This window comes from uncultured Mucilaginibacter sp., assembly GCF_903913935.1.
GTDB lineage: Bacteria > Bacteroidota > Bacteroidia > Sphingobacteriales > Sphingobacteriaceae > Mucilaginibacter.
In genome coordinates this window covers 1-21,770 of sequence record NZ_CAIWNH010000558.1, presented here as the reverse complement: position 1 = coordinate 21,770, position 21,770 = coordinate 1, and the positions used below count along the sequence as shown (strand labels likewise).

General features: G+C 42.6%; 14 protein-coding genes. 3 read left to right on the top strand and 11 right to left on the bottom strand.

The annotated features are described in order from the left end of the window. Positions 1–97 precede the first annotated feature (97 nt). The 4 genes from QZY09_RS22655 to QZY09_RS22640 all read right to left on the bottom strand — a co-directional run bounded on the left by QZY09_RS22655 (position 98) and on the right by QZY09_RS22640 (position 8,668). Positions 98–1,207, bottom strand: a complete 1,110-nt coding sequence (locus QZY09_RS22655) for a vanadium-dependent haloperoxidase (protein ID WP_295676454.1) — start codon at positions 1,205–1,207, stop codon at positions 98–100. Then, on the bottom strand, positions 1,204–4,797 hold the full coding sequence (locus QZY09_RS22650; RefSeq protein ID WP_295676453.1) for a VCBS repeat-containing protein: 3,594 nt from the start codon (positions 4,795–4,797) through the stop codon (positions 1,204–1,206). Before QZY09_RS22650 ends, QZY09_RS22655 begins: the two co-directional genes overlap by 4 nt. A 192-nt stretch (positions 4,798–4,989) precedes the next feature. Next, on the bottom strand, positions 4,990–6,855 hold the full coding sequence (locus QZY09_RS22645) for a RagB/SusD family nutrient uptake outer membrane protein (RefSeq protein WP_295676452.1): 1,866 nt from the start codon (positions 6,853–6,855) through the stop codon (positions 4,990–4,992). A 253-nt stretch (positions 6,856–7,108) separates the two neighbouring features. Continuing rightward, positions 7,109–8,668: a M28 family peptidase gene (locus QZY09_RS22640; protein ID WP_295676450.1), complete on the bottom strand. Its 1,560-nt coding sequence runs from the start codon at positions 8,666–8,668 to the stop codon at positions 7,109–7,111. A gap of 456 nt (positions 8,669–9,124) precedes the next feature. Between QZY09_RS22640 and QZY09_RS22635 the strand changes: the two genes are divergently transcribed. After that, positions 9,125–9,724, top strand: coding sequence for a hypothetical protein (locus QZY09_RS22635; RefSeq protein WP_295676448.1), 600 nt, complete (start codon positions 9,125–9,127; stop codon positions 9,722–9,724). On the opposite strand, the gene QZY09_RS22630 is transcribed toward QZY09_RS22635, so the two are convergent. Together QZY09_RS22630 and QZY09_RS22625 are read right to left on the bottom strand one after the other, a co-directional pair. Continuing rightward, complete coding sequence (locus tag QZY09_RS22630) at positions 9,717–10,409, bottom strand: response regulator transcription factor (RefSeq protein WP_295676447.1); 693 nt, start codon at positions 10,407–10,409, stop codon at positions 9,717–9,719. The two genes, QZY09_RS22635 and QZY09_RS22630, sit on opposite strands and share 8 nt — an antisense overlap. A gap of 205 nt (positions 10,410–10,614) precedes the next feature. Beyond that, a complete protein-coding gene (locus QZY09_RS22625) occupies positions 10,615–12,444 on the bottom strand; it encodes a HAMP domain-containing sensor histidine kinase (protein WP_295676446.1) in 1,830 nt (609 codons plus the stop codon). A 129-nt stretch (positions 12,445–12,573) separates the two neighbouring features. On the opposite strand from QZY09_RS22625, the gene QZY09_RS22620 reads away from it, so the two are divergent. Then, positions 12,574–13,446: a T9SS type A sorting domain-containing protein gene (locus tag QZY09_RS22620; protein ID WP_295676444.1), complete on the top strand. Its 873-nt coding sequence runs from the start codon at positions 12,574–12,576 to the stop codon at positions 13,444–13,446. Between the two features lie 89 nt (positions 13,447–13,535). On the opposite strand, the gene QZY09_RS22615 is transcribed toward QZY09_RS22620, so the two are convergent. The 4 genes from QZY09_RS22615 to ispG all read right to left on the bottom strand — a co-directional run bounded on the left by QZY09_RS22615 (position 13,536) and on the right by ispG (position 19,838). Further along, on the bottom strand, positions 13,536–16,265 hold the full coding sequence (locus QZY09_RS22615) for a caspase family protein (protein ID WP_295676443.1): 2,730 nt from the start codon (positions 16,263–16,265) through the stop codon (positions 13,536–13,538). A 66-nt stretch (positions 16,266–16,331) separates the two neighbouring features. Beyond that, positions 16,332–17,153 (bottom strand): C1 family peptidase, encoded by an 822-nt coding sequence (locus QZY09_RS22610; protein ID WP_295676442.1) that lies wholly within the window; start codon positions 17,151–17,153, stop codon positions 16,332–16,334. Continuing rightward, the gene (locus QZY09_RS22605) at positions 17,066–17,761 is read right to left on the bottom strand and encodes a hypothetical protein (protein ID WP_295676441.1); all 696 of its coding nucleotides are present in this window, start codon (positions 17,759–17,761) and stop codon (positions 17,066–17,068) included. Before QZY09_RS22605 ends, QZY09_RS22610 begins: the two co-directional genes overlap by 88 nt. A 55-nt stretch (positions 17,762–17,816) precedes the next feature. Beyond that, positions 17,817–19,838: a (E)-4-hydroxy-3-methylbut-2-enyl-diphosphate synthase gene (gene ispG / locus QZY09_RS22600; protein WP_295676440.1), complete on the bottom strand. Its 2,022-nt coding sequence runs from the start codon at positions 19,836–19,838 to the stop codon at positions 17,817–17,819. A gap of 279 nt (positions 19,839–20,117) precedes the next feature. Here ispG and QZY09_RS22595 point away from each other — a divergent pair, with 279 nt between their 5' ends. After that, a complete protein-coding gene (locus tag QZY09_RS22595) occupies positions 20,118–20,834 on the top strand; it encodes a hypothetical protein (RefSeq protein WP_295676439.1) in 717 nt (238 codons plus the stop codon). Positions 20,835–20,846: 12 nt separating this feature from the next. On the opposite strand, the gene QZY09_RS22590 is transcribed toward QZY09_RS22595, so the two are convergent. Beyond that, positions 20,847–21,770 (bottom strand): phosphotransferase (locus tag QZY09_RS22590; protein ID WP_295676438.1); only part of this gene is annotated, 924 nt, incomplete at its 5' end.

The following is a 21,770-nucleotide window of genomic DNA, read 5'->3' as shown; positions in this document are numbered from 1 at the left end:
CAGTTTCATCAGCCGCTTTAATAAAAGAGTCAAAATGCCGTTGTTTGCCTATGTAATGAAGATCACTTGTATCCTGAAAGGCAAAATTGTCGCCAAATTAATGTGTTAACAAAACTGCTGCCGCAGCGCTGATGGTGGAGTGGCCGGCAGTATATTCAGGGAATGGAGGCGTTTGCAATAAAGGCAGCCAGTAATGATCGACTTTCTCGTTAATATTAGTCACCGGCCTTGCATAGCTGTATTTATATTTTACTTCCCAGCAGCATATAAATGCATCATACAAACCTATTGAAGTAAGCGCATAGGCTTGCGCAGTTTTAACTGCGTTAGCATGACTTTGCTTACAGGCTATGGTAGTAATACCTATCCAGTGCCCGCCGGGAGTGATCTTTTTATCAGCAAACATTAAATGACCGCTATGTTGAATTACAAACGGGTTATCATCCCAGTAAGCGGCAGTTAGTTTTTCCTCGTCAGTTAAGCTTTTGTTTTTGTTATATACCTCCATATATTGCTTAACAAATGCACTATTTTTATCCTCACTATAAGCCGGCGGCGGACCCGGAAAAAACTGTTTTGAGGAATCAACAGCCAAAACTTTCATATCACCCCAGCAAAATTCAACGCCATCCATATAATCCGGCGGAGTAGGGCGCCATTTTGCAGGGCTGGTTTCACCTAAATATTTCGGTTTTCCCCTGGTTTGGGGGTAATCGTCAACATCGGCTCTTTTTAATATTAATTTCCCAATTTGTTCGCCAAAATCAACCGAACGCGCATATGTGGAGTCGTCAAGATTATCTTTGTACATCTGGTAAACACCATTTTCATACTTTTTTAAAGAGTCTATAGAAAAGGTTACCTTATGTGCCACCGTAAAAAATGCCTTGGTTGCGGCTAAGGCAAAATTGTAGTCTTTGCCTTTTTGGGGTACGGGCGGATTACCAAAGCCTTTGAGCTGGGTAATAATTGAACTAAATTTCGGGTCGGCATAACGCATCGCCTCATACGATGCAAGTGCCGTGTAACCATAAATACGTGACGCTACGGGCGGAGTAAACACATCGTAAATAATTACCTGTGTTAACTGGTGCTCATTTTCATGCAGCACATCAGCATCATTTATTGGTACTGATTTGTTTTTGTGGGAACAACCCACGGCAACTAATGCTAAAAGCAAAACTGCCGTTAATTTAACATTTCTCATTTCATATATTGGTTTAACAGAACATTCCTACCCCGACCCATATTGTCAGTAATTTTTACTGATTCCATGGTATTATCAACATTAAAAAACCTGCCTGACTGCGACAAAAAAGACGTGCCGTTATAAAATTCCAATTTGGTTATTTTCCCGTTTTTATATTTTATTATAGCGTAGGCGTCTGTGGGTTCGATTTTAAGCGGATGAACCGCCCGTTTTAGTTCAAATATTTTAAGTACATCCCTGTTTTGGCTCGCAGCAATCAAATAGTCGCCTTTTGCGCCCATTAATTTTACAAGGGCCTTTCCATCCCCCGGAATGTAAATACCACTCTTCTGAAGCGTCAGCGGTGTGAAATTTCCGTGCCCATCGCCCTTTAACATTAGTCCGTTAAATGCGTCATAGCGCCCGGTCCCAACTTCAGTTCCATAGTCGTTACCGTTTAAAGCAATGTCCAGGTTTCCATCCCCATCAAAATCATCTACTACCATCCCATTAAGCTGCGAAACCTGGGCCTCAAGCGGCAAAGGGGTCATTGTGAATTTCCCATCTCCATCATTACGCAAATAACAGGATTCCATGGTGTTTACCTTCAGCCGTAAAGCTTCCTGCCGCATCTCGGGAGTGATAACTGAATCCATTGTCGCTACGGCATAGGATTTGTAATTCTGAAATTTTACCCGCATACCTATCATCTGTTTGATGATATCATCGCGCGTATTCACCGGAAACTCCTGCATTTCACCACTTTGATCTTTTAAAAACAGTGAAGGAAAAGCATCATAACTACCATTATTATCAAAATCTTTAGCAGTGATATAAACCGGATATTTATCCGAAGCTTTATAAAAAGTATTTAACCCCGTGTTACCAACAATGTAATCAATTTTACCGTCATGGTTAAAATCGCCGGCCGCTATGGTATTCCACCAGCCCAATTTATCACTTATTCCGGTATTGGTCGTAACATTCTTAAATATACCGTGGTCATTTTTCAAAAACGTTACCGGCATCCACTCACCGGTAAGTATCAGATCAGGCCAGCCGTCATTATCGAAATCAGAAAAAGTTGCATCACAAACCAGCCCGATGTTTTGCAGGTCTTTTGCTACAGTTGCCGTAACATCGGTAAACTTTATTTTCCCGTTCTTACTGTCATTGCGAAGGATCATGCTTGACACTGGTTTCGGGTAATGCCAGGGCTCAACACGGCCGGAAACAAACAAATCCATCTTACCGTCCTTATTATAATCTATTGCTTTCACACATAGCTTACTGGTGTAGTTTTTAGGAAGTGCATCAACAGCCTCGGTGAAGTTGCCTTTACCATCATTTATGTAAAGCCTGTCCTGGTAATACGGGGAGCCTGGCTTATTTTCGTAGCCACCACTTGCTATATAAAGGTCAGGCTGGCCATCTCCATTGGCATCAAACAACAGTAACCCTTCATCTTTAAAATGATCTTTAAGGTTATCTGCTCCTTTGGGAAGCAAATCGCGTTGGATAAATTTGCCGTCGGATTGCTGCAACAGTAACTGGGCAGGATATTTTGAAGTTCCGCCAATCACCATATCATCATACCCGTTGCCATCAACATCCCCTACAGCAATAGCTGGAGAATACTGCGACAATTTATGAGGGATCAGCTTTTGGATATTAAAATCAGCCAGGTCGTCTTCTTTGTGTTTGTAGGTAACTCCAACATTGCGGGTTACTTCTTTAAATAAAGATTGTGTATTTATTTTAGGCAGATCGAACGTGAAATTATCTTTTGCATCTGCCATTTTTACTTTCAGCAGCTGATCGGCCTTTACTTTTGCAAGGCATTGTTTTTTACCATTTGGCCATTTGATCACCACCGAATCAAGCAGGCTATCCCTGCCAACGCCAAAATGTGCTATATTTTGTATTGTAGAAAGATAACCCCGATAGGGCGTGTTTTCATACACCTGGTGTTTGTTATTACTATAATAAATATCGGCCCATGCACCTATCCCGTCCTTGTTTTGGCTGCCACCGGCAAACTTTATGTTCAGGTAATGACTATCGCTTTTATTTTTTTCTCTTGCTGTATTTTTGTAGATCAGCACTTCATCGTTAATGTTGTTGATCACCAGGTCCATATCACCGTCATTATCAAGATCAGCATAGGCAGCGCCATTTGAAAATGTAGGTACATCAAGCCCCCAGCTTTTAGTTACATCCGCGAATTGAAGGTTGCCGCCGTTTTTAAAGGCATAATTTGGTATTTTAATAATTGGTATTTGGTCAAGTATTTGTTTTTTTGAAGCCACCATATAAGCTTCAGCTCTAAAAGTTGTAAAATCATGGTCATTTACATCACGCGGATAGCCATTAGTAATAACAATATCCCTAAAGCCATCGTTATCAAAATCGGTTATCAAAGGGCACCAGCTCCAGTCGGTTTGCGATACCCCACTTAAAAAACTGGTTTCACTGAAGGCTGGCTCGCCAATTGAGTCATTCTGTCCGGGGCGCGGCCCCTGGTTAATTTGTAATGTATTCCGGTTATATTGGTACTGGTAACCGTAATAATCATAATTTCTGAAAACCTGGTATGAGTTTGAACTCATAAACATCTTTTTCCGGTAATTGTCCTCAGGGAACATGTCCAGCTCAAAAACGTCGGCCAGGCCATCATTATTCAGGTCCTCAATATCCTGTCCCATCGAACTGGTTGATGTATGTTTAAAATATTCCTTTGACCGATCGGTAAATGTACCATCATGATTATTAATGTATAATATGTTTTCGGGCAAAAAATCGTTGGTTACATAGATATCTTTCCAGCCATCCCGGTTAATATCAACCGTAGTGGTAGCGTGACCATACCCTTCCATCAAGATTCCCGCCTGTTTTGATACATCATGAAAAACAGGATGTTTTAACACAGGATCCCAATCATTACGGTAAAGATGCCCGGTGCTTTTTCCTGTTCCATCCCGTATAATAGGCCTGAATGTGCTTGTATTATCTGATGATTCTGCATCATTTACGGTAAGGTACATATCCAGGTCGCCATCATTATCATAATCAAAAAATGACGCCATCGTAGAATGTAACTTTATATCAAGGCCATATTCTTTGGCCATTTCTTTAAAATGGGGCACCCCGTTTTTATCGGGCCCCTGGTTGATGTAAAGCAGGTTTGTCCGTTTATTGGAATCACTTAGCAATGTATTGCAAACATAAATATCTAATAAACCATCATTATTTATGTCAACAACTGCTACACCTCTTCCCCAGCCCCCCTTGCCGCCTACGCCAGCCTCCTTAGTAACATCCTGAAACTTAAAATTACCTTTATTAATGTATAACCTGTTGGGTACCGCGTTGCCTACCAAATAAATATCCTGTAAGCCATCGTTGTTAAAATCGCCGATTCCTACGCCGCCGCCGTTGTAAATATTGAGCTTATCTAAAGGATTGATCGAGTCATTTTCAACAATCTTATTATTAAAATTAACGCCCGAAAATGATGATGGGATCGTTTCAAAAAGTGTATCCTTTTTTTTGCATGATACTATTAATAGAAAAAATAAACCAAGCAATAGATAAAGGTTTTTTCTCATCAACTTAAACATTTGGGGTATATAGTATCCTTTGAGGGACAAAATTTCTTCTCAGTGATTTTTTTTGTGTACAACAAACCCGGTATCAAAAATAGTTTTGAATTGGGTTGCTTTACAGCAAAAACAGCTCGCTAAGTTAAAAAAAAAGAGGCGGTGATATACATCACCACCTCTTTTTTAAAGTATTTATCCTTAGTATTTAGGATTTTGTTTCAATTGACCATTTTCAAGAGTAACCTGTTGAAGTGGTATTGGATAAAGCTCATTTTTACCTGCGGTGAATGAGTGACCGTCTAACACAGGGTTAGCAATGCGGGTAACAGCTGCAATATGGCCGTTAACTACGCCAGCCATGTAACCTGCAGGCTCAGGACCACCATAAATAGGATCCCAGCGCTGTAAGTCGAAGAAACGGTGACCTTCCATACCAAACTCTAACTGCTCTTCCATATGAACCGCTTCGCGGGCATATGATTGTGAAGCAAATGTGGTATACAAACCAATCTTATAGTTAGCAGCCGGCACATCAGTGAAACCAGCACTAGGGTTGCTGTTATCAATATAAGTGTGTACCCAGCCTGCAGGGTTTTGCATACGGGCCCTTACCATGTTCACATCGGCCATTGCACCGGCAAGGTCGCTTGATTCAACCTCACACTCTGCACGCCATAAATAAAGGTCAGCAAGAGTGATCAGGTTGTAGTTATCAGCTGTACCCTGGTTACTGGCCCAACCACCGTTATTATCAGCAGTTGAAGCTTGTTGTGAGTTGTAGAACACGTTTTTGATCGGGTTGTATGGGCAAAGGTCGCCACGTGACCATTGTTCACCACCGCAAAGGCCCCAGTCAAGATATGGGATACCACGACGGCCAACTGTCCAGTCGATACGGGGATCTAATGCATCAGACGGAGGAGTGAATGCATCCGCCGCACCTAATCCATGGTCATTACCTAAGTTTTGAACGCTTGAATTTGGAATGTTAGCAGTAACGTTGGTAGTTGTTTTGTTATCACCGGTGAAATCAGCAACAGACATACTTGTTGTGCCTAACATGGGCAAGCCATTTTCATCCACTTTAAAGGCGTTAGCCAAAGTATATGACGGCTGATAGAAACCGCAGCAACCTGTATAGGTACCTGCAGGGAAGTTTAAGCCCTCACCAGCATTGTCATTCGATCCGTTTGAGCCATCATTAACAGTCATCTGAACAGCGAATACAGATTCAGGACCATTCTTTTTAACCGCATTGTAATTATCTTCATAATTAGCGCTCAATGCATATTTGGTACCGCCGGCAGTTTCGCCATTGTTGATCAGGTCATCCAAAGCTGTTTTTGCTTTAGCATATTGGTGATCCCAAAGGTAAGCTTTTGCTAAAAAAGCTTCGGCTGCGTAATAGTTGGCACGGCCAATCTGTCCCTGTGTTTTTGGTAAACCAGCCATTGCAGCAGTAAAATCAGCTTCAATTTTGTCCCATATCGGGCCAGGGTTTGGTACGTTGAAGTTACCTGCGCCGTAAGTGATCGACTCATCTACATAAGGTACATTCCTGAACATTTTTGCCAATTCGAAGTGGAACACACCGCGCAAAAATTTCGCTTCGGCTGTTACTTCTTTTGCGTAATCCGGGGATACCGAACCATCTTTTATTTGAGGAAGTTCGCGGATCACGTCATTTGCACGCTGAATAGCGTTGTAAAATGCGGCCCATTTCTCGGCAATATATTCGTTTGAGGGATCTACTGTATGGTTAGCGATGGGTGCTACCGCTGTTTGGTCGGTGGAATTCGACCCTTTAAAAGCATCGTCAGCTGCAACTCCGCCATAGGCCCAATTATCAATACCCGATTCCCATTCAGTGCCGGAAGTGTTGGTATAACCATCCAGCATGGAGTAGGCACCGATCAATAAACCGTCAAGCCCCGCCTTGTTGGCCAAGACCGCGCCGTTTAACGAGCCGACTGGCGCCTGGTTAAGCAGTTTTTTACACGAAAAGGTTAAAGTAAGTGCAACCAAAGCCCCCGGGGCAATGTATTTACCATAAGAAGTCTTCATGAGCAAAAATTAAATACGTTCAGGAATTCGGTTTATAATTGTTCAAAGAGGTATTGACAAGTTATACGATGATTCATTATCATGTGCTACATCAAATATAAAAGTTATTTGATTAGGTAATAATATCCCTAACAGGTAAACACCTCAAAACAAAAGCCGTACATGTTTGAACAAACCAGGATTCCCTGTTAAACCCAAGCTATTTTCGCCTTAAAAATAAAAAGCCCCCCGTTTTCGCGGGGGGCCATACTTTTTAATTGCGGACAGCCGGCGGTTGCGGCTTGGGCAATTCTTTTCTTGGTATCATTTCCTCACGCTGGGAAGTATGGTAAACAAAGGATGCAACGATAGTTGCCGCCTGTTTCAAATCATCCTCACTTAATTTATCATATGTATCCTGGTTACTGTGGTGGGTACGGCTACCATAGTCCAGACCGTCCTGTATAAATTGGAACCCAGGAATCCCTATGGCGTCAAATGATACGTGATCCGTACTTCCAGTATTTCGAATAGTAACGGTCGATGCACCAAGGTCTTTAAACGGATCAAGCCAGGTTTTAAATATTGGCCCCGCCAACGAGTCACCCTGCAAAAAAATGCCGCGGATCTTTCCTGAACCGTTATCAAGGTTGTAATAGGCTGAAAGTTTTGCCTGTTCAGGTTTAAGTTCCATCGTTTTTGGATCGCCAAAATGGTTGAGCACATATCCTCTTGAACCAAATAAACCCTGTTCTTCTGAGCTCCACAAGGCGATGCGAATGGTGCGGCGGGGTTTAAAGTTTACTGCTTTCAGGATGCGCATTACTTCCATCATTACGGCGCTCCCGGCGGCGTTATCCGTTCCGCCGGTTGCCGCATGCCAGGAGTCGAGATGGCCACCAATCATTACTACCTGGTCTTTCAGCTTTTTATCAGTTCCGGGTATTTCGGCTACAACATCATAGCCTTGTAAATCATCTGAATAAAATTGTGTTTTTATATCGGCTTCCATTTCAACGCGTATACCCGCTTTTACCAAACGCAAAATACGCTGAAAATCCTCCCCGCTCACCTCAAGTTCAGGTGACACAGCTTTTGCCGTATCCGCATAGGATGCGCCGTTAGTGGTAAAAACGGTACCATCGCTGCCACGGGCCTGGCTCAATACCAACCCGGCATTTTGATCTTTTAAAAACGTGTTAATTGCCGTACGTAATGCCCTGGCGCGGAATGCCGGCGAATTGCGGTCAATAGCCCTGCGTGGCGCAGCAGTTTCCGGTTTTGCTTTGGCCATGGCATCCAGCTCTTCATCGGTAGCCCGTGATGCATCCGTTTTAAAAGTGCGTTCGGCACCTGCTTTAGCATCAATAATTACAATTTTCCCCTGCAGGGTACCTTTATATTTGTCCAGGTCGGTAATGGTATCTGCTTTAATAAGCACAACATTACTTTTTATGAGGCCGTTCGTGCCCGGTGTCCAGGCTTTGGGGATAGCAATTATGGCGTGGTAATACGGCAGGGTGATGGCCGCATAGTTTTTTTGAACCTCCCAGCCTTTCCCGAATTTTCCCCAGGGTTCGCGCTGCGCGTTTACCATCCCCCAAAATTTTAACTGGTTAACCGCCCATTCCTGGGCATGCTTTAATTCAGGCGAACCGGATAAACGCGGCCCCGACACATCTATAAGGTAAAACGCTGTTTCCATCACCTTTGAATGGTTCAATCCCTCCTCGCGGATTTTTTTTACCATAGCTGTGTCAACAGGCTCCTGCGCAAACGCGCCGCCAACAGCACCTGCCACAAGCAGGCACAATGAAAGTAGTTTTTTATTCATTTTTAATATTTAAGATCAGTTGGAACAAACTTATTTATTAAAAACTGCAATATCTCGTCTGCTGTTTAAAATGTTTGTTACAATGATAGAGTCAAGAATCAAGACTAAAAAAGAAGTATCAACAACAAATCGATAGTTTTTTGTGTTGACGTTGATGATCAACCTATATTTCTTCTGTCCTGAACCCGGTTCTTGATTCCTTTTTCAAGCGATAATTAATTTGAAGTATATTTGAATTATGGGTTCATATCGTTTAGACAGAACGGCATTTAAAATGCAAACAGCCGAAGAAGCTTCAAACCATGCTGCTTATTATAAAAAACTTAACATGGCAGGAGCGCCTGCGGATTGCTAATTATTTAAATAGCATTGCCTATAATTATCCTGAAAGTGAACCGCCACGAATGGATAAAACTGCGTTTAGCATGAGATCACGGAAATAACTCACTAAATCAAATGAAGTCCCGGTTGTTGATAGTAGTCGCCTATTGTTTCTCTGTAGCACAACCTGCATTTGGTCAGCATTTTCCGGTTGTTGTTTTTAAGGAAGCACCGGAAGGCGTATTTTCATTCACAAAAAAATGGGATTATAAAGAAGATATTATAAAACATGACGATGGCACATTTGAGAAAATAGACGGCGAAAAAATTGAACCGGCGGATACTGTACATCAATATTTCACGACTAATTGCAAAACAAATGTACAGGGTGGTTATACAGTAAAGTATTGTTATGCTAAAAGAATGGGGGCAACTATCAGACTGAACTTTAGCGGCGGGATGCCAGCTTACGCCAATGAGTTTAATTTTACACTAAGCAACAATACCGTCAACTTCAATCCCAGGGTTGTATATCCCGAGTTAATCATGGATGAGAAAATAGTTTATAAAGTTACCCTGTGCCAACTGGTCCTATATCAGAAAAACTACGCCCTGGCAACCAACATAAGCGGATACATAAAAGCCGGGTTTATTGAAATAATACAAAACGGCAAAAAAGGCACCAAGACAAACAAATATTATTTGAGCGGTTATTTTAAAACCGCGCTTAATTGATCAGCAATTTATACCCCCGGCCATGCACGTTAATGATCTCCACACTCGGATCATCCTTTAAATACTTGCGTATTTTACTTAAAAACACGTCCATGCTACGGCCGTTAAAATAGTTATCATCGTGCCAGATATTCAGCAAGGCTTCTTCGCGGGTAAGCACCTCGTTTTTACGCAGGCACAGCAAACGCAACAGTTCCGCCTCTTTAGTAGATAGTTTTTGCGGGCTGTCACCTATCGTAATTACCTGTTGGGTATAGTCAAAAGTGTAACGGCCTATTTTAAATATGGTTTGCTTTTCTTCTTCATGTTTTTCAGAATTGCCCGCTCTTTTTAACAGGGCGTTTATACGGAGCAGCAACTCTTCAATACGAAAAGGCTTGGTAATATAATCGTCTCCCCCCAAATTAAAAGCCTGGGTTTTGTCTTCTATCATCCCCTTGGCGGTCGCAAAAATGATCGGTACGTGGCTGTTTATTTTCCTGATATCCTTTCCCAACGTAAAGCCATCTTTCTTGGGCATCATTACATCCAGGATCAACAAGTCGTAGGTGTTTTTTGTGAAGTTGCGCAAGCCTTCTTCGCCGTCTTTACACAAAACAACGTCGAACTTGCCTTTCAGTTGCAGGTAATCCTGTAACAACAGTCCTAAATTCGGATCATCTTCAACCAATAGTATTTTTTTCATGTGATTATTTAAGTCCGGAAAGCCGGAAGTTCGAAAGATTGTTTTAAGTCCGGAAGTCGGAAAAGCCCGAAAGTCCGAAGGTTGATTGTTTTAAGTCCGAAAGTCCGGAAAGTCCGAAAGTCCGAAAGATTGATTATTTATAAAGTATGTAGTATTTCACCCGAACAGTTAATACCGCTCCACGAAGCTTCTTCCGGACTTCCCCCTACGTTACCTGGAACTTCAATTCAAATTCCGATCCTTTTTCCTTTTCCGATTTTACGCTGATCATACCGTTAAGCCTTTTCACAACAGTATTTACATAACTCAGGCCTAACCCAAACCCTTTAACATCGTGCAGGTTGCCGGTTGGTATGCGGTAAAACTGTTCAAATATTTTTGTTTGCTGGTCGCGGCTCATGCCTATGCCCTTATCAGCTACTTTTATAACCACCTGCCCGTTTTTGTTTTGGGTGCTGATAGTAATTTCAGGATCGCCTGCGCTATATTTAATGGCATTGTCTATAAGGTTATAAATCACGTTGGAAAAGTGCAATTCGTCAGCGCTGATCACTGCATTTTCCGCATCCAGTTGTAAGGTGGTTTTAGCATTGCATTTTTGCAGTTTCAGCTCCATGCTATCAACCACAACGGCTATCATTTCATTTACATCCAGTGGCCTTTTTTCGAGTTTAAAGTCATCTTTCTCGATCCGCGCAATGTTCAACACCCTTTCGATATGGCTCCCTAAACGCTCGTTTTCTTCATAAATGATATTGGCGAGCCTTGCCACCCTGCTTCTGTCAACTGCAATCTCACTGTCTTTCAGGGCTTCGCTGGCGATCATGATAGTTGATACAGGAGTTTTAAACTCGTGGGTCATGTTATTGATAAAATCTGTTTTCATTTCGGACACCTTTTTTTGACGAAGTATCGAGAAAATGGTATAACCAAAGCAAAAAACCAGTACCATCAGTAAACCACCTGTTGTAGCCAATGAGGCGGTCATCTTGTTAATGATCAATGAGTTTTTTTGCGGAAACGCGAGCCTGATCAAACCCGGATCATTAATCACATCCCTGCTGAAGATAGGCGTTTGATAAACGGTGATATTTTTAAATGTAGGCTGAGCGCCGCTAACATCATTTGCTTTGGAAAAAATAACGGAGTCGCTGTTGGCAGTCATTACGTCGTAACTAATCGGCAGATCGATCCCTTTATTATGCAGTTCAAACCTTATCAGCGTATCTATCCAAAAAGGGTTCAAACGCATTTTTAATGGCTCGCCATACTTTCCGTATTCTTCGGCCAGATTTTCAATTACCGTTGTTTTACCCCTTGGTGTATTTTGCAGCGAATCATTTGCCAACATTCTCTGCAGTTCGCGTAACTGCCTTTCCTTTTGTTTTCTTTGCTGTTCCTGCTGCCACTGTACATTCAAATGTGGTATAGAAATTACCTGTTTCCCAAATTGCGGGTCCATATAGGTATAACGTACTGTATCATATTTATGCAGCTTCTGATGCTTATTTAAAACGGGTGCCGGGTTCCTAACCAGTACCGGGGTCACACTACCGTGAACATTGCCAAATTCATCAGTAAATTCTTCCAAATGGATCTGCAGGTCAACCGATCCGCCTTGTAATAGCCTGGCCATTTCATCGTCCATCCTTTTATGCAGGATCATCCGCCTCAGGCTATCGCGCCAAACAGCTATCTTCCGTTCCCGGCTTGTTAATTTATGCCTGGTTGCAAGATTAGCATTTGCGACAAGGTTATTGTCTGTAACACCTTTACTGATGCTGATATTATTTTGAATACCGTTCCACACCGGTTTATAGGCGTCGCCCCCCTTTGCTTTTACTTTCAGAAAATTCAGGGCGTCCTGCTTACTTATTTTAGCAACGACATTACCAAGGGCCTCATTTACCGAGCGGTCAAAAAGTTCCGATTGCATTTGGTACGACTGGCGCAAAAAATACAATTGCATAGCCATTACACCTAATAGTGCAAAACCCATCAAACCTATGATCAGCGCGATGCTTTTTGTTTTCATGCCAAAAACAAAATTATTTTAAATAACCGGACATTATTGGCTTTTAACAAATTTTAACAATTAAATATACCCAATTAACGTTTTGGGTTATAGTTGTTTGCTAATTTTGAACCTTAAATCCCAATATACATGAAAACCCAATTTTCCAGACCCGGCTTTGAATTCATTTTTGCCTTAAGCATGATGGCGATACTCGGATTACCGCCAATGCTGATGGCCCAAAATAAAAAGGATATTGAAATAAAAATAGAAAACGGCGATACGACCATTAACGGCAATAACATTAAAACACTATCGCCAAAAGACAGGGCGAATGCGCTCAGGGACATTAAACATTTATCAGGAGATATGGCACCAGGTGGTGATAGCAAGCAGCGGGTTTTTGTTTTTAAACGCAGGGATACTGCGATGAAAAATGATGGCGGACGGCAGATGATTACCGAAAATATTGTGATCAATAAAGATAGCCTTGGCAATATGGTTGAAACACGTTCAGAGACACGGGGAGGCATGAACAACCGCGTGACTATTAAATATAACAACCCGGACCAAATGCAGGAGAGAATGGAATGGAGAAATGGTGATGTAAACGGCCCGATGAGGAGACCTATGATGCGACCCGATCACAGGAACAGCCAGAATTTTACCTATATTAATACTGACAATAACGACATCAGCACGCGCGTGAGCTTCAATATTTCGGATGTAACCAACGATGACCTGAAAAAAATGCCGCCTGTTGAAGGCCCAAGACTTGATATTACTGACTTGAATATCGTTCCCGAGTTTTCGACAGGCAAAACTTTCTTGCTGTTTACACTACCTTCAAAAGGAGCTGCATCTGTTAAACTGATTAACAGCGAAGGCAAAGAACTGTGGGCTGAAAAAACAACGGGCACCAGCTTTACAAAGAGTTTTGTTCTCGGTTTAAACGGTATTTACTACCTGCAGGTAAAACAGGGCAGCGGTATTGCTGTAAAAAGAATCATGAAAGAGGAGTAGATAAGTCATTGTTTATTAATCATTTGACTTTAAAACGATTAAAACAATGATCTGCTACTGTCACGACCGGGTATTGTTGCGGCCTGTTTTTATTCTTTCCGGATGAAAATAAAATCGCCACCCTCGTCACCAGCCTCCCTGATCTCTCCAAACTGAGGGATTTGCCCGGTTGCACTATTGTTAACAACAGCTTCCTTAAACCGAAAGAACAATTGCTCGGATGACAAAAATTTATCGGTATTGTCATTAAGCCGTTTTACAAGGTATTGAATAAAGATGCTTTTGTCGGCTACCGGCTTCATCATCCCGCTGGTCATTGCTTTCCGGCTTGGTAATTTATATAACTCTTGTATTCCCTTTGAGGCAAACTCTATTCCACGGCCTTTAAAAATACTCCCCGAAAAACAAGCGTCGCTGATCAATAAGGTGTGCTTTGATTTTATGGCTCTTAAATAACCGATCAGGTCGGAGTTTGAGATCCATGTATCGCGCCTGTCAATCATTGCGTCTGACGGAAACCAATAGCCCTGCAGCTGGTCATCGTCATACTTGCCGTGGCCAGCATAAAATATAAGCACATTGTCCTCGCTATTTACTTTACTTTTCATATCCTCGAGGGCTTTAAAAAAATCCTTTCGGGAGGGGTTTTGCAGGATACTGATATTTTCGGGTGCGAATGTATAATTATTCACCAGGGCATTTGACAAGTTGTTGGCATCAATAACCGGTTGTTCCAGGCTCGGTATGCGCTGATCCAGGTAGTCCTGTTCACCAATCAGCAATGCGAAGTATTTACCTTCTGAGGCAACTTGTTTCACCACGGCCTGTTCAACAGCGGGTATAACATTTCGCGTTACATGAAATGTATAAAAGCCCAATCTCATTTCAGCATTCTGCGCCACTATCTTTAAGACATTTTCGCCAACAGCCATTGGTATATCTACCATAAAATTTCCATTATCATCAAAGCTTGCCGGCACATCGTTTACTTTGATGGAGATTATACCTGCCTTATCTTTAGCTTTTCCAACTACATGCAGCATATCGCTGTTCTGCACCACCTTTAATCCGCGCGGGACCTCAGGCGAGGTAACCGTAATTTGGGGTGTCGAAACTGTGTCTGAGGCTACAGCAGACGCCGGTTTATCAATAAAGCCGAAGGTAAATTTGTCAAAACCGACAAACTGACTTGATGCCACAGACACGCCGAACATATGACCGGAAAAATCAATATCGGGGTGTTTCTCGACTTGCTGGCCATTAACAAAAAAATAAAGCTGGCCGCCTTTGTGCTCAATGCCAAGCATATTTTTTACACTATCGCCCTTTTTTATAAAATCACTGCTATTGTAGCTTATTGTAGTTGTAAAGCCTTTATCATCCGTTTTACTTATATTATAATAGCCGCTTGCGGTGATCCAAAAATGATATTGATGGGCACTATCGGCGCCAAACTCAATGCCGTAACCGTAATTCCTCCTCCCCGAAAAATGTACAGTTGTTGTATTGATCAAAAAGTCGCGGTGCATATCCACTTTAGGGCTACAAATAGCGATTGCATCTGTAAATCCAAATTTGGCCCTGTGCGATATTCTCAACGTACCCGTGCTTATAACTTGTGATGTAGAATCCGACTGATTTAAAACCCACTTTTTTTTGTCGCCGGCATTAAAATCAGCATAAAAAGCGGTGTCAGTAATTACCGCGTTAAGCCGCTGATTGACTACTGAATTAACCGCCTGGTTAACGGCTTTTTTTGCTGTGTCTATTGCAGCTACCGCCGGAATCGTATTGTGAACACTCCTTGCCGTATCAATAATAGAGGCGCCCGCTGGTGCGGTAACGACTGAATTAACAGGTCTGGCAGCCTGGGCGTCGACAGGCACAGAAGCAGAAGAAATAACAGGGTTGATAATTGAAGGATTAACTGGTATGGTCACGACAGCATTGGCTGTTCCGGCAGGCGTTGGAGCAGGTGGCGAAACAACTACGGTATTGACGGGTTGGGCAATGGTATTTTTAACCGAATCCGCCGCAGTAGGTTTACGTTCATTAATCGTTACGGCATTTACCGGTTTTTTTATAGAATCACGGCCGGAGCTTTCCGGTAAAACCGGGGCAGACACCGCTATGGGAGCTATTTTTGCGACGTCAGGATTCGGCGGGCTGTCAATTGCCTTGGCTGGGGCAACAACTACGCGCCTAACGGAATCAGCGCGCGGCAAAACGGATGGTTGTTTAGTTGGCTTATTAACGGTTTCATTTGATGGATCAGCCATATAACTTACCAGCAAATATTCAAATGCGGCAGTTTGAGGCTTACCAACCACAAAACCAACTTCGTTGCCAAAAGGTTGTATCATAGCTATTTTAGCAACCTGTCGGTCGTTAATAATGAGTTTCAATTTGTCGCCTGCCGTTTCAATGCGTAGTTTGTTTGGCTGGCTATTTCCCCGTTTTACCACATTTGATTCCGTCCATCTTATAATAGGCGTAAACAATCCGTTGGTTTGGCTTCCAAAAATAAACCGGCCATTTGCGGAAATAGCAAAAATATAATTATCCGTTGCCCCTTCCCCTGCAAAAACAAGCCCATAAGGATCCATTTCGCCGCCTGCTATGTGGGTAACTATTGTTTCAATACTATAATCCTTTCCATCCTCCAGCGGAATCTCTACCGCCTGGTAGGAGTATTTAATGTTCTTTTGGGTAATGACAAATTTGTGGTTCTCAATTTTCTCATGGGTGTACATGTCGTCATGCTCAGACCACTGTGGATCTACCTCCCTGAAATTTTGCTGGTAAACGGTTTGTGCCATCAGCGACGCGGAAATCGTCAGAAAAAATACCAATAAGCTTATTCGCCTTTTTATCATCGGAGTGTTCTATTTATGATCTAGTTCTACCATCATTGCCAGTACCTCTTTCCCTTTGCTATGTGCCTGGAAGGCAATTTTATCATTTGCAAATTTCACATCCCCCGGGTCAACTATTCGGTTAGCCATCACTTTATATATCCTTTGATTAAAGGAGCCCTGCTCTGCACCTAATTTTGTGATAATGTCATTGATATTTAGTTCGCTCCTGCTGTATAACACACACAAAAAATCCTTACCTGGCTTTTTATCAAACTCAATGTAGCCATTTTGGGGTATCGCGAAAGTACTTTTTTTATAAGTAAGGGCTGCGCTGATATTCTTTTCGAAAGGGAATAATACAACATCGTTATTGCCAAGATCCGAACCGATGGCGTAAACATAAGCCGGTTGATCGTTTGCTACAAAAACATTAAAGCGGGTGCCAGATGCATAGGAATTGGCTGTTTGATAAACGGTTAATGGGTCTGGCGATTTTTGGGCAGACACGGCAATTAAGCCCCGGGTTGTAACTGAAAGATTGGCAGGCATTTCCTCGCCTGATGTTAGCATCAGCTTTATCGAGCCTGAAAGGTCCGCTACATCCGGCTTTACGTCTGGCAAGTCTATCAGCTCATACCCATAGCGTACAAACCGGGCAAAATCCTGGTAGTTTATCCAGGTATATCCTTCAAATCCCCAGTTTTCACCCCAGCTGTTTTGCACTTCAAAGGCGCCACCATATTGATTATCATCATAGCCAACTACACATAATGCATGGCCACCAAAACTTGAAAGGGGCTGTTCAGTCGGCTGCCAGGTATGATAGGCATGATTAAACGAAGGGGGCAAATAATACCCACCATAACCGGTTTTTTTTCGGATATCGCTTTCTTAACTGCCTGAATTTTCAGGTTAGCGAAAGAGCCTACATCAAAAAGACGCGCAAAGTCCCTTATTTTATAATTAGTTGCTTTTCCGATCTGATCCGTACTAACGGCAGGCACACACATAGATGGCAACTCAAGGTATGGGATGCAACCCTTGTTTTTCATCAGCTGCAGAGCAACATCCATATCAGTTTCTGCCGAGCAACCATTATTACCAGGGCTGAGCAAACGAAACAAAAAGGCCGGAGAAAAAGCTTTGGCAGTTATCGAATCTTTGTTGGTCCAGTTATATTTTATGGCATCAACCATAGTGCGTGCACAATAGGCACATGCCCATGCGGTGCATGTAAGGTATTCGCCCTGGCTTTTTGGATGAGGCGCATAGTCTTTTAAGGAAAATTTGGAAGGTATGGTATCTAAAGACCGCAACAAAGGAGCTTTACGTGGCACCGTGGCGTAAGCCGAGTCATTAAAGTCAAGCCCTCTCGGGTAATTTTGCCCAAAAGAACTGTTATTTATTACTATTAAACCCCATAGTATTATTACATATTGAAGTTTAGGAAATTTCATACCATAAGTTTAAGACTTATTCCCGAATTTGCCAAAAAAACGGTGAAATATATTATTATAAGTCGCTGTTTTCTATCCAATTGCCGTCTTCAACGATAATTCCGATCAGTTCGTCAAGCGCATTCGTTGAGGATATATTTTTCTTCACGGCCTCTTTGCCGCGATAAAGCGTAACCTTACCCGGACCGGAGCCGACATAACCATAATCAGCATCGGCCATTTCGCCGGGGCCATTTACGATACAGCCCATAATGCCGATTTTTAATCCTTTAAGGTGACTTGTCCGGCTGCGGATCATCTGCGTGGTTTCCATCAGGTCGAACAGCGTACGGCCGCAACTGGGGCAACTGATATATTCGGTTTTTGAGATCCGTGAACGGGTGGCCTGTAAAATGCCAAAGGCGGTTGAGGTGATCACTTTAGTTTCAACTTCCGGGGCTTCTATCCAGATGCCATCGCCGAAGCCATCAACCAGCAAAGCGCCGAGATCAGTGGCGGCGTGAAGTTGTAAGTCTTGAGTCTGAAGTATTGAGTCTACAGTCGAAAAAGCGTAATTACGTTTAATGATCACCGGTACATCTAAACCCATTTCTTCGAGCTTAAAAAAGAAGGCACGCTGTTCAGCCATTCCATGCAGCTCATCAGTCTCCAAAACAAATATCAGCGAGGGATCAAACGGCAAGGCACCAAAATCATCTGAATCAAGGTCGGTATGTTTTAGCTTCACCAGTTTTAACGCTGATGAGCGGTCGGCTGCGTTTACAAATTCGTTGAGTGTAAATACCGGGTGGCACATGGTTTTATCCGCCAGTTTTAACCAGGTAGCATAATTGTACAACTGTTTTAAGTTGCCGGGAAAATTGAATGATGGTAAACTATCCCCCAAATAAACAAAGTCAACCGACTGTTCGGCCATATTGTATTTATCCAGCAGCGGCGCGTACAGGTAACCGGCTGCATTTAACACCGCCGGGTCTTTTAAGTTTTTGTTGGATAGATCAACCACAACCCTAGGCACCATATGGCCACCGATGAAAGCGTTGGCTTCATAAGTGTGGCGACGTTTGTATTCGTAGGGATTATGCGTCTGAGGTGAAAGGCGAAAGGTGAAAGGTGAAAGGGGTTTTTCACCCGCGTTACCTTTCGCCTTTTGCCTTTCGGCTTTTGCCCTTTCAACATACCGATTAACGAGTGCAATCGCCACCGGGGCTTCTGCTTCGGGTTCTTCGGTTAGGGATACGCGTACAGTATCGCCCAGGCCATCTTCCAGCAGGGTACCGATCCCTACAGCTGATTTGATGCGGCCATCTTCGCCGTCGCCGGCTTCAGTAACACCCAGGTGCAGCGGGTAGTTCATCCCTTCGGCAACCATGGTCTCCACCAGGAGGCGGTAGGCCTGCACCATTACCTGCGGGTTGCTCGATTTCATGCTGACCACCAGACTGTAATAGTTCAGCGTTTCACACATCCGCATAAATTCCATCGCCGATTCTACCATACCCCGCGGCGTGTCGCCATAGCGGCTCATGATCCTGTCGCTCAGCGAGCCGTGGTTGGTGCCGATGCGCATGGCCGTGCCATATTCTTTGCAAATTTTTACCAGCGGCGCAAATTTCTGGTAAATACGCTCCAGTTCGCCCTGGTATTCAGCATCTGTATAATCTATCTGGTCGAATTTCTTTTTATCTGCATAATTGCCGGGGTTTACCCTTACTTTTTCTACGATCCTTGCGGCAACCTCAGCTGCATTTGGCGTAAAGTGGATATCGGCCACCAAAGGCGCCGTATAACCCCGGGCCCGGAGTTGTTTTTTGATCTCGGCCAGGTTTTTTGCTTCCTTAATACTCGGCGCGGTGATGCGCACGTAGTCGCAGCCTGCTTCTATCATCCTGATCGATTGCTCCACCGTGCCAATGGTATCCATGGTATCGGTGGTGGTCATGCTTTGGATGCGGATGGGGTTGATGCCGCCCATCGGCACATCGCCGATAGTCACTTCCCGCGTTACAAAACGCGAGTATTCGGTTAGCGAATTACAATAACGGCCCGGCAGCGTTTTGATGGAAGCAGTATTCATAGTACAAAAATACAAAATAGGTTTGTTGTAATGTTGGAAAGTTGAAAGGTTGTAATGCTGCGTGGTTCGCAGACTTCCGAAGTTTTCAAAACTTCGGAAGTCTTTTACTTTGCTTACGAATTATTTTTACTTTAGTAGCAGCTTATAGCTTATCACAATGAAAATCACCATTTGATACTTATATGTTTTTATGTGTTTATATCCTGTAAAAGCAATAGTAAAAAACCTGGTAAAGATTCTTTAGCAAATAATTCATCTGCCAAAAATCAATCGGAGGAATTGATCAAAAAATTTAAACCGATAGTACAGGGGGTGTGGGTAAACGCAGATTATGTTGAAAAAGTAATAAGAACCAAATCACCATTGGCGGCAGCCGATCTGGCTACATGGATTACAACTTTTTACGTAAACACAGATCAAATTACGGGAGACAGCATCAAATTTATTGCCGGCTATGGGAATCATGATAGTGGAGATGTTACCATTAAATTTCAGCCGGGTAAAGCCCCTGGAACCATTTTGTTTAATGGACAAGATCTAAGCTATTCAATTGAAAATGGAGATACCACTTTACTGGTGCCGCAATATGATGAAGCAAAAAAACAGTATTTTAAAACTAAATTCAAGCGGATTTTACAAAGGCAGCCCGATAAAAAATTAGGCTACGGTTTATATAATTATGTTAATAAATCACTTGTAGCAGGCAACTATAAATTAACCGATAGCCGGGGCTCCACCTCTAAAATATCTTTCACTGAAGATGGAAAAGTAATTGGCCTTTTGAATTGCAAAACTTACTTTATCAATATTGATCTAAATTCTGATGCTAATGACAACCTTGATGAAATTGGTTTCAATATTGACACCAAACGCCAAGTTTGGTATTCTTTCAAAATAATTGCAGACACTTTGAAGCTGTACGAAACCGGAGAAAATGCCGATTCAACGGAATTAGTACTGGGTAAGCTTAAATACAAACTGGTTAGGCAGAAGTAGAATTGATCTTTCTCACCCCAACCCATTCTTCTCAAAATACCTTTTTACCAGTAAATTGATAAACCGCTTTAAATACATTTCGTTTAAAAACGTATTCGACCAATTATCAAACCTTTGGCACTGGATGCCCAGGTAAAAAAAGTATAATGCCACACCCAGGTGAGGGATGATCCGTTTTTCTTCAGTCGTTAGCTTTGTAATCGATTCATAGCCGCTTAAAAATGCATCAGTTTTTAATTTGCATTCAGCTTCATCCTTTTCGGTGCTGTTTAATTGTAAAATATAATAGGCCACATCATAGCAGAGCCAGCCGTTACCGCAAAAATCAAAATCAAACAGGGTGATACCGGTTTCATGGTCAATGCTGATATTATTAAACCAGATATCCATATGAACCGCGCCTTTTCGCAATTGGCCTTCATCAAAGTGTGCAAATTCATCCAGCAGGCATTTTTGGGCCGATACCATAAAATCCATTTCGGCCGTACCCGCAGGTAGAAATTTTTTGAGGTGTTCAAATGAATCTTCCAGGATCACTCCAGGTGTATAGTTTACCCGGTCGAGTTTAATGCTATTAGTGAGGCGGTGCATTTTTGCCATAATTTCACCTGCTTTAAAATGCAGATCAGCCGGAAAGTTCAACAACTTTTCGCCCCTGGCAAAAGTAAACAATACGCCAAATCGTAGTCCTTCAGGTGCTTTTAGTTCCTCAATATATTCGCCATGAATGTTTAGCAAGGGATAGGAAACCGGGATATGATTTGAATGCAGCAAATTAAGCAGCCTGATCTCTTCAAGAATTTCCGTTCTTGTTCTCCAATTAAGGCTATAAACCCTGTATACATATTTCATGGCGCCATCCTTTATTAAAAAGGAATCGTTGATGCCGGTTTTTAAAAGCGTACAAACGGTATCCTTGCCTAAATTGTATGGCTG